The organism is Pseudomonas triticifolii (genome assembly GCF_014358015.1).
In the GTDB taxonomy this organism is placed as follows: Bacteria; Pseudomonadota; Gammaproteobacteria; order Pseudomonadales; family Pseudomonadaceae; genus Aquipseudomonas; species Aquipseudomonas triticifolii.
Map to the genome: position 1 here is coordinate 13,501 of NZ_JACONV010000017.1, position 13,723 is coordinate 27,223.

13 protein-coding genes and 1 pseudogene are annotated in these 13,723 nt (G+C 60.8%); 5 read left to right on the plus strand and 9 right to left on the minus strand.

All coding sequences use genetic code 11. The annotated features are described in order from the left end of the window. Positions 1-26 precede the first annotated feature (26 nt). Genes hpf through H8S56_RS18745 form a run of 4 tightly spaced genes read left to right on the plus strand, consistent with a single transcriptional unit; the run spans position 27 to position 1,961 of the window. Entirely contained in the window at positions 27-335 is a 309-nt protein-coding gene (hpf, locus tag H8S56_RS18730; RefSeq protein ID WP_024687475.1) for a ribosome hibernation-promoting factor, HPF/YfiA family, read from the plus strand. Between the two features lie 12 nt (positions 336-347). Further along, positions 348-812: a PTS IIA-like nitrogen regulatory protein PtsN gene (ptsN, locus tag H8S56_RS18735; protein WP_024687476.1), complete on the plus strand. Its 465-nt coding sequence runs from the start codon at positions 348-350 to the stop codon at positions 810-812. A 2-nt stretch (positions 813-814) separates the two neighbouring features. Further along, the gene (gene rapZ, locus H8S56_RS18740; RefSeq protein WP_024687477.1) at positions 815-1,672 is read left to right on the plus strand and encodes an RNase adapter RapZ; all 858 of its coding nucleotides are present in this window, start codon (positions 815-817) and stop codon (positions 1,670-1,672) included. Between the two features lie 16 nt (positions 1,673-1,688). Next, positions 1,689-1,961: an HPr family phosphocarrier protein gene (locus H8S56_RS18745; RefSeq protein WP_024687478.1), complete on the plus strand. Its 273-nt coding sequence runs from the start codon at positions 1,689-1,691 to the stop codon at positions 1,959-1,961. An 11-nt stretch (positions 1,962-1,972) separates the two neighbouring features. Here the strand turns inward: H8S56_RS18745 and H8S56_RS25045 are convergent. The 6 genes and pseudogenes from H8S56_RS25045 to pmbA form a co-directional block, all read right to left on the minus strand. Next, a pseudogene (locus H8S56_RS25045) lies at positions 1,973-2,158 on the minus strand (ZIP family metal transporter); the annotation flags it as partial. A 29-nt stretch (positions 2,159-2,187) separates the two neighbouring features. Further along, positions 2,188-2,799, minus strand: a complete 612-nt coding sequence (locus H8S56_RS18750) for a superoxide dismutase (protein ID WP_187519458.1) — start codon at positions 2,797-2,799, stop codon at positions 2,188-2,190. A gap of 1 nt (position 2,800) precedes the next feature. Further along, a complete protein-coding gene (locus H8S56_RS18755; RefSeq protein ID WP_187519459.1) occupies positions 2,801-3,262 on the minus strand; it encodes a tetratricopeptide repeat protein in 462 nt (153 codons plus the stop codon). 32 nt (positions 3,263-3,294) lie between these two features. Continuing rightward, positions 3,295-4,671: a class II fumarate hydratase gene (locus H8S56_RS18760; RefSeq protein ID WP_024687481.1), complete on the minus strand. Its 1,377-nt coding sequence runs from the start codon at positions 4,669-4,671 to the stop codon at positions 3,295-3,297. After that, positions 4,664-5,059, minus strand: a complete 396-nt coding sequence (locus H8S56_RS18765; RefSeq protein WP_024694606.1) for a hypothetical protein — start codon at positions 5,057-5,059, stop codon at positions 4,664-4,666. Before H8S56_RS18765 ends, H8S56_RS18760 begins: the two co-directional genes overlap by 8 nt. 435 nt (positions 5,060-5,494) lie before the next feature. Further along, positions 5,495-6,841, minus strand: coding sequence for a metalloprotease PmbA (gene pmbA, locus H8S56_RS18770; RefSeq protein ID WP_024687483.1), 1,347 nt, complete (start codon positions 6,839-6,841; stop codon positions 5,495-5,497). Positions 6,842-6,948: 107 nt separating this feature from the next. Here pmbA and yjgA point away from each other — a divergent pair, with 107 nt between their 5' ends. Next, on the plus strand, positions 6,949-7,470 hold the full coding sequence (gene yjgA / locus H8S56_RS18775) for a ribosome biogenesis factor YjgA (RefSeq protein ID WP_024687484.1): 522 nt from the start codon (positions 6,949-6,951) through the stop codon (positions 7,468-7,470). Positions 7,471-7,515: 45 nt separating this feature from the next. On the opposite strand, the gene tldD is transcribed toward yjgA, so the two are convergent. From tldD to H8S56_RS18790, 3 genes are read right to left on the minus strand one after another with little or no spacing between them, the layout of a single operon-like run. Next, on the minus strand, positions 7,516-8,955 hold the full coding sequence (tldD, locus tag H8S56_RS18780; RefSeq protein ID WP_024687485.1) for a metalloprotease TldD: 1,440 nt from the start codon (positions 8,953-8,955) through the stop codon (positions 7,516-7,518). Between the two features lie 2 nt (positions 8,956-8,957). After that, positions 8,958-9,803 (minus strand): carbon-nitrogen hydrolase family protein, encoded by an 846-nt coding sequence (locus tag H8S56_RS18785; RefSeq protein WP_187519460.1) that lies wholly within the window; start codon positions 9,801-9,803, stop codon positions 8,958-8,960. A 48-nt stretch (positions 9,804-9,851) separates the two neighbouring features. Further along, a complete protein-coding gene (locus H8S56_RS18790; protein WP_187519461.1) occupies positions 9,852-13,667 on the minus strand; it encodes a YhdP family protein in 3,816 nt (1,271 codons plus the stop codon). Between the last annotated feature and the right edge of the window lie 56 nt (positions 13,668-13,723).

The window sequence follows — 13,723 nt, forward strand, 5'->3', positions numbered from 1 at the left end:
TATGCACTGGCAAAGGAGAAAGCTGTATGCAAGTCAACATCAGTGGACACCAACTGGAAGTGACCAAGCCCCTTCGTGAATACGTTGAGCTTAAGCTCAAGAAGCTCGAAGGGCATTTTGACAAGATTACAAACGTGCAGGTCACGATGGCGGTCGAGAAACTGAAGCAGAAGATCGAAGCCACGCTGCATATCCACGGTGGGGAGGTAGTTGCCAATGCTGAACATGACGACATGTATGCGGCCATCGACCTGCTCACTGACAAGCTCGACAGACAATTGCTCAAGCATAAGGAAAAGCAGCAAAGTATCCTCAAGGGTGCAACCGCTCGCTGACACTCATCACACATGATTCGAATTGAAGAAATCCTGACCCCCGGCCGTTCCCTCGTGAACGTGCCGGGCGGCAGCAAGAAGCGTGTACTCGAACAAATTGCCAATCTGATCGGCCGCGAAGTGCCGGGCATGGATTCGCAAACTGTTTTTGAAGCGCTGGTTGCCCGTGAAAAACTGGGCTCCACCGGTTTTGGCAATGGTATTGCCATCCCTCACTGCCGCCTTGCCGCCTGTGGCGATCCTGTAAGCGCAGTGATCCATCTTGAATCAGCCGTGGATTTCGACGCCATCGACGGCGCGCCCGTGGACCTGCTCTTCGTGCTGCTGGTTCCGGAAGCCGCCACCGACAAACACCTGGAGCTGCTGCGACAGATTGCCAGCATGCTCGACCGTGAAGACGTACGCAAACGCCTGCGCAGCGCCAAGACCAATGAGGCGCTCTACCAAGTCGTGCTAGACGTGCAGAACGGCAACTGATCATGCGCATGATCATCGTGAGCGGCCGCTCCGGCTCGGGCAAGAGCACGGCGCTCGACGTGCTGGAAGACAGTGGTTTCTACTGTGTCGACAACCTGCCGGCCGGCCTTCTGCCGGAGCTCGCCGAACGCGCACTGATCAACACGGAACTGGCAGAGCCGCTTCTGGCGGTGTCCATTGACGCACGCAACCTGCCCAGCCACCTGACACGCTTCCCGGCCATGCTCGACGAAGTGCGCGCTCGCAACATCCAGTGCGACGTGCTGTATCTGGATGCTGACGAAGCCACCTTGCTGAAGCGCTTTTCCGAGACGCGTCGCCGACACCCGCTAAGCACCTCCGACCGCTCGCTGGCCGAGGCGATTCGTGACGAAACAACGTTGCTGGGGCCGATCATCGATCTGGCCGACCTCAAGATCAACACCACGCATCTCAATCTTTATCAGTTGCGCGACGCCCTCAAGCTGCGTCTGCTGAACAAGCCTGAACCCGGCACTGCGTTTTTGATCGAGTCCTTCGGCTTCAAGCGCGGGATGCCGATCGATGCCGACCTGGTGTTCGACGTGCGCTGCCTGCCCAACCCGTACTGGAAGCCTGAACTGCGCGATCATTCCGGACTTGAAGAGCCGGTGATCGAATACCTGGCGGCACAGCCGGACGTCGAAGAGATGTTTCAGGATATATTCTCGTACCTCAACAAATGGCTACCCCGTTTCGCGGCCAGCAATCGCTCGTACGTGACTATCGCCATAGGCTGCACAGGCGGGCATCATCGTTCCGTCTACCTGACAGAGCGACTGGGTCAGGTCTTGCAACAATCACTCAAGAACGTTCAGGTTCGCCACCGCGACCTCAGCTGAAAGGATCTTTTCTGCGATGCCCGCCCGTCAAATCACCATCATCAACAAATTGGGCCTGCACGCCCGTGCGGCCGCCAAGTTCGTTGGGGTAGCCGGCAAGTTTCCCTGCCAGATCCGCGTCGGCCGTTCGCCGGACAGCATGGTCGACGGCAAGAGCATCATGGCTGTGATGATGCTGGCCGCCGGTAAAGGCACCGAGATTCATTTGCTGACTGAAGGCGACGGCGAGCAGGACGCACTGGACGGTCTGGTCGAGCTGATCAACAACCGGTTCGACGAGGGCGAGTGAGCCGTCAACCCCGCCCCGCCCTCCGCGCCCAAGCCACAGACCGCGCCACCGTCCAGAGCGTGCAACAGGCGCGGCTCAAGGTTCAACCACGCCAGCCCCTGGGCCGCCAGTAACACCATACCCGCCAGAAGCAGCACGGTCCCTACCGCCAGACGAAACAACCGCACACTGCTGGTCGCGAGTATTTCAGAACGCATAAACGGCCCTGGATGATGGTGATGGAAAATCAGGCCACAGCGGCTTGATAGCGCCGGGACACTTCGTCCCAATTGACGACGTTGTAAAACGCGTTGATGTATTCCGGACGACGGTTCTGGTAGCGCAGGTAGTAGGCGTGCTCCCAGACATCGAGGCCGAGAATCGGTGTGTTGCCATTCATCAGTGGGCTGTCCTGATTACCGCTGCTTTCCACCACCAGTTTTTTGTCCGGTGTGACGCTCAGCCAGGCCCAGCCGCTGCCGAAACGCGTCAGCGCAGCCTTGGTGAACGCTTCCTTGAAACTGTCGAAGCCGCCCAATTGTTCGTCGATGGCCTGGGCAACTCCCCCGTTTGGCAAACCACCACCGCCGGGCACCATGACCTCCCAGAACAACGAATGGTTGGCGTGCCCGCCGCCCTGGTTGATCACCGCAGCACGCAGGTTTTCAGGCAACTGCTTGACGCTGGCGACCAGTTTTTCGATAGGCCATTCGGCGTATTCGGTGCCCTCCACAGCGGCGTTAAGGTTGTTGATGTACGTCTGGTGGTGCTTGGTGTAGTGGATCTCCATGGTCTGCGCATCAATGTGCGGCTCAAGCGCATCGTAGGCGTAAGGCAGTGCTGGCAAGGTATAAGGCATATCAATGTGCTCCGTAGAAAAGGCCTGAGGTGGCCGCTGAATCACGCTGCAACGATGAGCGCGTGTGCTGGCCACTGCTGTTCAGCAATCGATGGGTGCGTGGGTATTCGCCGTACTCGCTGATGAACGCCAACAGTTCGGCATAGGTTTTACGGCTATGGCGCAACGCAGCCTGACGCAAGGCGGGCGACAAACGCGTGTCCTGCAGGGTCTGCAATAGGTGCTGGTGGATGGCGCACAGGTACTCGGCACTCTCCTCCGGCTGACCCAGACTCAGGTGCAGGTCGGCCAGGTTGTGGTGAGAAACCACACAGGCCGCAACGGCTTCGTCAGCATCGGCCCAGCGCCCGAACAGCACTTGCGCCAGCGCCAGGGCCTGGAGGTACAGCTCGCGGGCTTCGACCCATTCGCCGAGATTGAAACAGCGATTGGCCAGCTCAATGGTGCGTTTCCAATGCTGCATGACAGACCTCCAGGTGCGTTGGCCGGATGGAATCAGATGCCGCCGGCGGTGAGTTTTTCGGGGTTGAGCAGCACTTCCAGCTGGCTGCGTTGCAAGTCGGTGTGCTCAAGCGCAACGTCGATCACCGGACGACCTTCCTGATAGGCTTTCTTGGCAATTTCAGCAGCCTTCTGGTAGCCAATGATCGGGTTGAGCGCCGTGACCAGAATCGGGTTGCGAGACAGCGCCTCCTTGAGCCGGGCGTCGTTGACCTTGAAGCTGGCAATCGCCTTGTCAGCCAGCAGGCGGCTGGCGTTAGCGAGCAATTCAATGCTGCTGAGCAGGTTCTGCGCGATGATGGGCAGCATCACGTTCAGCTCAAAATTGCCGGACTGGCCAGCCACAGTGATCGTGGCGTCGTTGCCAATCACCTGTGCCGCCACCATCGCGGTGGCTTCCGGGATCACCGGATTGACCTTGCCCGGCATGATCGAGGAGCCCGGCTGCAGGGCCTCAAGCTCGATTTCACCGAGTCCTGCCAATGGGCCGGAATTCATCCAGCGCAGGTCATTGGCGATCTTCATCAGCGAAACGGCCGTCGCCTTGAGCTGACCCGAGACAGCGACCGCTGTGTCCTGGGAGCCGATCAGCGCAAACAAATCCTTGCCTTGTGTGAAGTTGACGCCGCTCAGTGCGCTGAGGTGCGCACTGAAGCGACCGGCAAACTCGGGGTGCGCATTGATCCCGGTGCCGACTGCCGTGCCACCCTGGGCCAACGCCTGAAGACTGGGTTGCAGCCCCTGGAGATGTTCGATGTTGGCGCGAATCTGCTGCGACCAACCGTTCAGCACCTGGCTCATGCGCACCGGCATGGCGTCCATCAAGTGTGTGCGGCCGGTCTTGACGAAGCTGTGAACCTGAACGGCTTTGTGTTCTGTGACGTGCACCAGATGATTCAAGGCGGGCAGCAGTTGTTCATGCAGCGCCAGCGCGGCGCTCACGTGAATCGTCGTCGGAATGATGTCGTTGCTGCTTTGCCCGCAGTTGACGTGGTCATTGGGGTTGATCGGCTCGCCCAGAATGCGGCTGGCGAGGGTGGCGATCACCTCGTTGGCGTTCATGTTGGTGCTGGTACCCGATCCGGTCTGAAAGATATCCACCGGAAAATGGGTCATGAAATCGCTGCCCAGCAGTTGCTCGACTGCACCGACAATCGCTGTGCTCTGCCCTTCGCTGATCTGCTCCAGCTCAAGGTTCGCGTGAGCCGCCGCAGCCTTGGCGAGCAGCAAGGCCCGAATGAATTGCGCAGGCATACGCTGATGGCTGATCGGAAAGTTATCCACCGCACGTTGAGTCTGAGCGCCATACAGAGCCTCGGCCGGCACTTGTAACGAGCCCATGCTGTCGCGTTCGATACGGGTATTACTCATCGCAATGTCCTTGCACCAGTTCAGAAGAAGAAATCGAGGGTTGCAGCACGCAGGACGCCAGTTGATGAACACAGGCCTCCCAGCGCTGACGGCGAGCAGGCGTGGAGGCAAGCGCCTCGACATCGCGCAGCGGGCGCCAGGCCTGATCCAGACACAGGCAGCGCCAATGCCAGGGCAGCATCGTGTCGCGAGCGGTATCCATTAAAAGACGGAAGGCGGTTTCGGCGATCAGGGTGTGAGGGGTGGCGGTGAAACGCGCCAGATAGCGCCCTTCGGCGAGGTAATGCTCGATCAGCCTCGGCTCGTCAGGCTCAAAGGCACAGCGAATCCGCAGGCTCAAACCACGCCAGTTTTCCAGATAAGGCAGCTCGTGCAGAACAGATCCCATGAACGCATCTCAATATGAAATGAGATTCATTATTGAATGAGATCAATAATCAAAACAAGAGCGGTGTTGGATTTCTGATCGGAGGGGAAGATCGGATGAAGGGTGCCAGGCGGGTATTACCGTGCGCTGCGCTAGCGGGTTGGTGGGAAGAGAATGGGCGCAATCAGCCGACTGCGTGGCAAATGGGGCGAGCTTTTTCGCTAAAGCGCTGGTCCGTCCGATTGAAACCCAGCGCCCGAAACACAGCCTTCGCGAGCAAGCTCGCTCCCACTCATGACTACGCAACCTCGTGGGAGCAAGCTTGCTACCACTCAGAACTCCATAACCTCGTGGGAGCGAGCTTGCTCGCGAAGAGGCGGGAACCGTCAATCGAGATGCACCTTTGGAGATACGACCCTCGCGAAAAGATGCACGACCCCACCAAACGGATGTGCGTCAGCTACCCGCCACCGTCATACGCTCAATCAGTACCGAACCCGTGCGTATGTTGCTGCGCAGTTCAAGATCGCTGCCAACGGCGACGATCTGCTTGAACATGTCACGCATGTTGCCGGCAATGGTGACTTCCTGAACCGGGAACTGAATCTCGCCATTCTCGACCCAGAAACCCGCCGCGCCACGCGAGTAATCACCCGTGACCATGTTCAGGCCACTGCCCATCAGCTCGGTGACCAGCAGGCCACGACCCATGCGCCGGATCAGCGCGTCCTGATCTTCCGTGCCATGGGTAACGAACAGGTTGTGTACACCGCCCGCGTTGGCCGTACTCGGCATGCCCAGTTTGCGGCCCGAATAGGTGCTGAGCACGTAAGACACCAGGTCGCCCTTTTCAACAAAGGGTTTGGCGTAGGTCGCCAGGCCGTCGCTGTCGAATGCAGAGCTGCCCATGGCCCGCATCAGGTGTGGACGCTCGTCGATGGTCATCCACTCGGGAAACAGGCGTTGCCCCAGCGAGTCCTGCAGGAATGAGGATTTGCGATACAGCGTGCCGCCGGAAACCGCGCCCAGAAAGCTGCCGAACAGACCACCCGCCAGTTCGGCGGAAAACAGTACTGGCACTTCGCAGGTCGGGACAGGGCGCGCGCCCAGGCGGCTCGCGGCGCGCTGCGCCGCCTTGCGACCGATGCTCTCGGCATCCGCCAGCAACTGCCCCTGACGATTCACGTCGTACCAGTAATCACGCTGCATCTGGCCTTCGCCTTCGGCGATCATCACGCAACTGAGGCTGTGACGGGTCGAGGCGTAGCCCCCGATAAAACCATTGCTGTTGCCGTACACACGGCAGCCCTGATGGGTGTTGAGCGTGGTGCCATCGGCGTTCTTGATGCGGTTGTCTGCATCAAAAGCGGCAGCCTCGCACAGCAGCGCCTTCTCGATGGCCTGCTCGGGCGTGATGTCCCAGGCGTGATAGAGATCAAAATCCATGGTCTCCCTGGCCATCAACGCAGCATCGGCAAGACCCGAGCTTTCATCCTCCGACGTATGCTCGGCAATCGCCAAGGCTGCAGCGACCGTTTCGCGAATCGCATCGGCACCCGTGGCCGAAGTGCTGGCCGAGCCTTTGCGCTGGCCGACGTACAAGGTAATGCCAAACCCCTGATCGCGGTTGAACTCGACCGTTTCGACTTCGCGCTGACGTACCGAGGTCGACAGTCCCTGCTCCAGCGACACCGCGACTTCACATGCGCTGGCGCCCTGACGCCTGGCTTCGGCGATGATCTGCTCGACCTGTTCCTGCAGTTCGGGCAAGGCCTGTGGGCCGACGCTTTGAGTTGCACTCATGACTTTCTCCATCAAATTCTGCTTTCGGCACAGGCCGAATACCGACCGGGCCGGACAAGCGGCCCTCGACTGGTTATCATGGCGGCGTTTCTTAGCGGACTGCCCCCATGGTTGATTCTTACGACGACTCCCTCGACGGGGAGAAAAGCAAAACCCAGGTCAAACGAGAGCTGCATGCTCTGGTTGATCTCGGCGAGCGACTGACGACACTTAAAGCCGATGTACTGGCCAAGCTGCCGTTGACCGATGCGCTGCGCAAGGCTTTGGCCGAAGCGCCCAAGCACACGGCCAACATTGCGCGCAAGCGGCACATCCTGTTCATTGGCAAGCTGATGCGCGATCAGGATCAGGAAGCCATTCTGGTTTTGCTGGACCAACTCGATGCCTCCACTCGCCAATACAACGAACGTTTCCACGGTCTTGAACGCTGGCGTGATCGCCTGATCGCGGGTGATGACAGCGACCTGGAAAAATTCGTGGTCGAATACCCGGACGCCGATCGCCAGCAACTGCGCTCTTTGATCCGTCAGGCGCAACACGAAGTTGCACGCAACAAACCGCCGGCCACCAGCCGCAAAATCTTCAAATACATCCGTGAGCTGGACGAAATTCAACGCGGTCTGCGTTGATCTCGACCTCGGGACCGGCCGCCATCGGCCAGTCCCGACTCATGTTCAGTTGCCTGTGCCGCCCACGGTAATCGCGTCGATTTTCAGCGTAGGCTGACCCACGCCCACTGGCACAGATTGCCCGTCCTTGCCGCAGGTACCGACGCCGCTATCCAGCGACAGGTCGTTACCCACCATCGAAACCCGACTCATGGCTTCCGGCCCGTTCCCGATCAAGGTCGCACCTTTGACCGGCGCGGTGATCTTGCCGTCTTCGATCAGATACGCCTCGCTGGTCGAGAACACGAACTTGCCGCTGGTGATGTCCACCTGGCCGCCGCCCAGATTGGCGCAATAGATGCCGCGCTTCACCGAGGCGATGATTTCCTGTGGATCACTCTGACCGCCCAGCATGTAGGTGTTGGTCATGCGTGGCATCGGCAGGTGTGCATAGGATTCGCGACGGCCGTTGCCGGTCCGCGCCACGCCCATCAGCCGTGCGTTCAGTTTGTCCTGCATATAACCCTTGAGAACGCCGTTCTCGATCAGGGTCGTGCATTCTGTGGGCGTGCCTTCGTCATCGACGCTCAGAGAACCACGACGACCGGCCAGCGTGCCGTCATCAACGATGGTGCACAACTTGGAAGCGACCATCTCGCCCATGCGGCCGCTGTAGGCTGAGCTGCCTTTGCGATTGAAGTCGCCTTCCAGGCCATGCCCCACCGCTTCGTGCAGCAGAACGCCCGACCAGCCCGAACCCAGCACGACTGGCAAGGTGCCTGCCGGTGCGGGAATCGCTTCCAGGTTGACCAGCGCCTGACGCAGCGCCTCGCGGGCATAGCCCATGGCGCGGTCGTCGGTCAGGAAATAGCGGTAGTCAGTACGCCCGCCACCGCCATGGCCGCCACGCTCGCGACGGCCGTTCTGCTCGACGATGACACTGACGTTGAAGCGCACCAGCGGGCGCACATCGGCGGCAAGGCTGCCATCGGCAGCCGCCACCAGAATCCGCTCCCAGACACCGGCCATGCTTACCGAGACCTGCTGGATACGCGAATCCAGGGCACGGGTTGCCACGTCGATGCGCTTGAGCAAGGCCACCTTTTCAGCGCGGGTCAGTACTTCCAGCGGGTTATCCGGTGCATAGAGCTGCGTCACGTCCTGGGAGGTGAACGCCTGAACACGACCATTCTGCCCGGCACGGGAGATGGAGCGCGCAGCACGCGCGGCGGTAAGCAGCGCTTCTTCGGTGATGGCATTGCTGTACGCAAAACCGGTCTTCTCACCGGATTGCGCACGGACTCCCACACCCTGATCAAGGTTGAAACTGCCTTCTTTGACGATTCCGTCTTCGAGCGACCAGGATTCAGAAATCATGCCTTGAAAATACAGATCAGCTGCGTCGATACCCGGGCCTGCCAGCTCGCCCAACACTGATTGCAGGCTGTCGAGGCTCAGGCCGCCGGGGGCCAGAAGGTGTTCGCTGACTGAGGACACGTCACTCATATTCACTCCGAAGCAGGCCGCAAGGCGTCCTGCGAAAAAAAGCGCCGGTGACTGGACACCGGCATCCGCGCCCGTATGGACGCCTGTTCTTCACTGTCACGCGTGGCCAGCAGCACGGTTTCACCCTGCGCGTGCTGAGCCAGGACCCGCCCCCATGGATCGATAATGGCGGCGTGTCCGTAAGTTTCGCGGCGCCCTGGATGCACCCCGCCTTGCGCGGCGGCCAGCAGGTAGCACTGGGTTTCGATGGCCCGCGCCCGGAGCAGAACTTCCCAGTGCGCGGCCCCCGTCACAGCGGTAAACGCCGACGGCGCAGTGATCAGCTCGGCACCGGCTTCACGCAGCGCGGTGTACAGCTCCGGGAAGCGCAGGTCATAACAGACACTGAGTCCGAGCCTTCCAACCGGAGTGTCGGCCACCACGACGTTGTTTCCATGAGCATAGTCATCCGACTCCCGGTAGCGACCTCGACTGTCGGCAACGTCCACATCGAACAGGTGCAGCTTGTCGTACCTCGCTACCTGCTCGCCGTGCTCATCGACCAGCAACGAGCAGGCCGTGACCTTGCGCTCGGGCTGGCCATCGGGCGGGAGGGGAATGGTTCCGGCAACTATCCATAACCTGAGGTCACGGGCGGCCTGTTTCAACCACGGCAGGATCAATCCCTGACCAGAGGCTTCAGCGCGACCAATGTCAGCTGCGTCGCGACGGCCCATGGCGGCAAAGTTCTCGGGCAGCACAGCAAGCCGGGCACCGCCCTCAGCGGCCTGTTCCAGCAAGGCACGTGCGCGAGCCAGATTGCCCGCGATATCGCTCTGACTGACCATCTGAATCACGGCAAAAGACATGGCGACCCTTTTTTGAATGACATGGGCACCACTGTACTCCATGCCGCGCTATTGAGGCTTTTCAAAAGGCTTGTCGAAGGTGATCTTCGGTTCTTTCCACGGACCTTCGACCTTGTACTGCACACTGGCAAAGCGAGCGACCTTGTCGCCCAACAGCTTGTCCACCAGGAACAACGCACCGCCAATGGCTGGCGCGCCAACGATCAGCGCGGCAATCGGCAGGTTGTTGGTGACGGGGAGCGTGACCAGCAGCTTGGCATCGACACGGTCCTTGACCATGTCCAGCGTACCGTTGAGTTCAAGGTTACTCGATGGCCCTGTCAGTGTGATGGGGTTGCGGGTGACGTAAACGCCGTCACTGGCCACCAGCAGACCTTTGACCCGATCATAGCTGAGGCCCTTGCCGAGCAGGTCAGAGAAATCCAGACGCAGGCGACGGCCGATGGAGTTGAAGTTCAGCAAGCCGAACACACGCAGGGCCTGGGCACCGCCCTCGACCTCGACGAACTGGCCGCTGCGCAACGTCGCGTCCAGGCTGCCAGTGTAACGTTTGAGCCCCACCCATGCCGGGGAACCAGGCCAGCGGCCGTCAAAATTCAGGTCGAAGCTTTCGCTGGTGACCGTCGGTGCAAACCCCCAGGCCTTGAGCACATCGCCCAGACTCTTGCCGCCCAGATGCCCTTTGAACCAGCTGCTGCTGGATCCGGGCGTCCCCTCCCACACACCTTCACCTTCCAGCAGAATGCCTTTGAGGCCAAGGCTGAGGTCAGTCATGCGCATGCCTGCAACGCTTGGACGAGTCTTCAGCGCCCAGGCGCCCAGTAGCTGATCGCCCTGAAACAGCTGGGATATCTTGACGTCCAGTGCCGGAATCTTGCGGGGATCGATATCAGCCAGCGGGTCGGGCGCGTTCTCGACCACCGCTGCGTTTGGGTCGGCCGCAGGCAGACGCACGTACAGCATGTTGATGCCGATCGGCGCGGACTTGGCATCGGGCAACGTAGCAGTGCCCTTGGCCAGCGCGCTGTCCAGCGACAGTGACCAGGCGGCAGCGGCGCGTTGCAGTTGCACACGCACGTCGTCCAGTGTGGTGCCCATCGCCGTCAGCTTGCCGATCTGCAGGTCGACGCTGTTGACCAGCTGTTTGGCGCTGCCGCCCGGGTCGCTGCCCGAGTAGCGCTCCGCGATAGCCTGCCAGGGCGCGACGTCCAGCTCCGTCAGGCTGCCGCGGACTCGCAGTCCCTTGGCGTCGGGCACAATAGCGCCGCCTTGGCCCAGAAACAGTTCGCCGCGTCCGTCAGCGATCTTTCCCGCTGGCGCTGCATAAGCCAGGTTGGCCAGGTCGCCGTACGCGGCTCCGAAACGTCTTTCAGCGCCTTTGAGCGTCATACGGAATTCGCTGGCGCGCTCCTGCTCCGCCGTCTTGCCAAACGGCGCAGGCAGATCAATCACCACACCCTTCAGGGGCGAGGTGATCAGCAGCGGGCTGTCTTTCTCGTCCAGCGTGAGTTGCAACTGAAACGGCATGTCGCCCGAGACCGGCAGCGGCTGCTTGACGTCGAGCCATTCGGTCAGACGCTTGAGGGTGATTTGCCCATTGGCCATGATGCGCGTCACATTGGCGCCCGGCTTGCCCTCGGCGGCAATCTCTGCCGTGATCGGGCGGTCGAACGCCTGGGCACGAATACCTTTGCCACTGAGCCCGCTGGCGCTGTCGAAGCGGAAATCACCTTTGAGTTGTGTGAGGTCCAAAACAGGATCGGCCAGTTTCAGGCGTGCATTCTCGGTGCTGAAATCCACCGCGATCTTGGGTTCGGTGCCTTTGGCCAGCGGAATATCCAGCTTGAGCTTGCCGCTGAGCGGCCCTTCAGCCTGCCACCCGGCGAACGTGCTGCCGGTGCCTATAGGTGCTTCCTGCAGAATCTTCATGCCATCGGCCAGCGTGCCGGAGAAGTTGCCGTCCACCAGAAGGTGACTGTCCTGCCCTGACGGCACGTGCGGAATATTGACGACGACGTTGCTGACCTGCGTATTGAGCAACTGCCCTTTGCTGGCCTTGACCCGCACACCACTGTTCTCGACGTAGACCTTGCCATCCACACCGGTCAGCGAAGGCCAGCCCGGCTGGAACGCGAGGGTTGCGTTATTCACGTCGAAAAACAGGCTGATCACCCGCGCCGTGTCGGGGGAATTCTTGTTCAGCGAACCCTGATACTGGAAAAAGCCCTGCTTGACCGCGCCGCTCACAACGGCCGTGCGCAGCCATTGGTCCAGGTCGGGACTCAGGACGGCTGGCAGGTATTTGCCGGTGTAGCGCCCATCGCCATCGACCATGCCGACGCGCAGGTCCATGTAGTCTTCCTGGTCGTGCTTGAGATGGATGCGAATCAGGAAATCGGCGGCGATCTTGCCTTCATCGCCCAATACCTTGATGTAAGGCGCGATCAACGTGAAGGCCCGATCGTCCAGTGTCCAGGTCAGGCGCGCATTGGCCTTCTGATAACGCCAGGGCTTGGCGAAGATCGGGTCCAGATGCAGCATGAAATCGTTGGTGTCCAGACGCAATTCGCCCTGTCCAAGGTCACCACTGATGGCCCCACTGACGTTCGCGGCAGCCGGAGCGCCGTGATAGGCGTTGAAGCCGACTTTGTCCAGATTGGCAGCAAAGCCAAAGCGCTTGTCGCCGGTCTCCTGCGGGCGATAGTCGAGCAATACGTTACGCAGCCCGCCCGTCACCTTGAGCCCGTCCACCACGGCCATGACCGGGTCAGGCAGCGGTGCCAGCGAGTCAATCAGGGGCGTTAGAGGCGTCAGGTCAAGGCGGTCGGCCTGCACGTGCCACAGCTCGCCGCTGTCAGCGGTCGCGGCGGTCTGCTTCAACTGCAGCCGACTTTCCCAGCGCGTGCTGCCAAGGCTCATCGCCAGCGAATCAAGCTTCACATCGAAGCCCTTTTCCGTGCGTTCGAACCAGGCATTCAGCGCCAGATCTTCAATGGTCGCTGGCTTGCGCTTGGCATACACACCCTTGAGCATCGGGGCATGAAGACGGGCGACCGCACTCTTCACCGAACCCTGCCCCCAGCTCAACCAGAATTCGCCGCCGGCCTGCAGCCTGGACAGCGTCCACTCCTGCGTCATGCTTTTGGGCAGCCACTTGGCCCAGTCGCTTTGCGGCAGGCTTGCGTAAACGTCGGCCTCGCCTTCCTTCCAGCGACTGGCCTCAATGCGCGACTGCACATTTACGGCCAGCGGCTGGCCATCGGGCAGGGTCAGCCGGGCGTCGAGGCGCTGGTGATAGCTGCCTGTCGCCAGGCTCAGGTTGACGTAGGTGAGGGTCAACGGGGACTCAGCGAAGGGCTGCAGGGTCACCTGGCTGTTGAGCAGTGACAGCTGCGACACCATTTGCATCTGCGTCAGCACTTGCTCCGGATTGAAGGCACTGTCCTGGCTGACAGGCAAACCTTGCGCCGCCCAGTGTCCGTCCTGATCCTGCTTGAGCACCACCTTGAGGCCATCGACCTCCAGATGCGCGAGCCGCACGTCCCGGGCCAGCAGGCTCTCCCACATATCGGGCACGACCCTGACGCTGTCCAGACGCAAGGCGCTGCTGCCCTCGCCCACCATCACATCGTGGGCCAGCACCACAGGCGTAAAGCCGCTCCAGCTGCCTTCGAGACTGCCGATGCTCAGTGGCATGTTCAACGCCGCGCTGGCTTTGGTCTCCACATCGACGCGGTACTCGGCCACCATCGGCGTGAGCTGCCGCCCGACGCTCACATAAAGTGCAGCGAGTACCAGAATCAGCGCGCAAAGACTCAGGCCCCAACGGGTCATCGCCGCAACCAGACGCGGAAGACGTTGCATCAGCACGCCCTCCACGACAGGCATCGCCGTTCGGGGCGCTCGACATGAACATGATT

What these genes read in the sequence shown, in the direction of transcription:
- pmbA (WP_024687483.1), bottom strand. Translation starts at nt 6,841, where the DNA reads ATGAGTGCAACTCAAAGCGTCGGCCCACAGGCCTTGCCCGAACTGCAG.
- yjgA (WP_024687484.1), top strand. Translation starts at nt 6,949, where the DNA reads ATGGTTGATTCTTACGACGACTCCCTCGACGGGGAGAAAAGCAAAACC.
- H8S56_RS18765 (WP_024694606.1), bottom strand. Translation starts at nt 5,059, where the DNA reads ATGGGATCTGTTCTGCACGAGCTGCCTTATCTGGAAAACTGGCGTGGT.
- tldD (WP_024687485.1), bottom strand. Translation starts at nt 8,955, where the DNA reads ATGAGTGACGTGTCCTCAGTCAGCGAACACCTTCTGGCCCCCGGCGGC.
- ptsN (WP_024687476.1), top strand. Translation starts at nt 348, where the DNA reads ATGATTCGAATTGAAGAAATCCTGACCCCCGGCCGTTCCCTCGTGAAC.
- rapZ (WP_024687477.1), top strand. Translation starts at nt 815, where the DNA reads ATGCGCATGATCATCGTGAGCGGCCGCTCCGGCTCGGGCAAGAGCACG.
- H8S56_RS18785 (WP_187519460.1), bottom strand. Translation starts at nt 9,803, where the DNA reads ATGTCTTTTGCCGTGATTCAGATGGTCAGTCAGAGCGATATCGCGGGC.
- H8S56_RS18745 (WP_024687478.1), top strand. Translation starts at nt 1,689, where the DNA reads ATGCCCGCCCGTCAAATCACCATCATCAACAAATTGGGCCTGCACGCC.
- H8S56_RS18755 (WP_187519459.1), bottom strand. Translation starts at nt 3,262, where the DNA reads ATGCAGCATTGGAAACGCACCATTGAGCTGGCCAATCGCTGTTTCAAT.
- H8S56_RS18790 (WP_187519461.1), bottom strand. Translation starts at nt 13,667, where the DNA reads ATGCAACGTCTTCCGCGTCTGGTTGCGGCGATGACCCGTTGGGGCCTG.
- hpf (WP_024687475.1), top strand. Translation starts at nt 27, where the DNA reads ATGCAAGTCAACATCAGTGGACACCAACTGGAAGTGACCAAGCCCCTT.
- H8S56_RS18750 (WP_187519458.1), bottom strand. Translation starts at nt 2,799, where the DNA reads ATGCCTTATACCTTGCCAGCACTGCCTTACGCCTACGATGCGCTTGAG.
- H8S56_RS18760 (WP_024687481.1), bottom strand. Translation starts at nt 4,671, where the DNA reads ATGAGTAATACCCGTATCGAACGCGACAGCATGGGCTCGTTACAAGTG.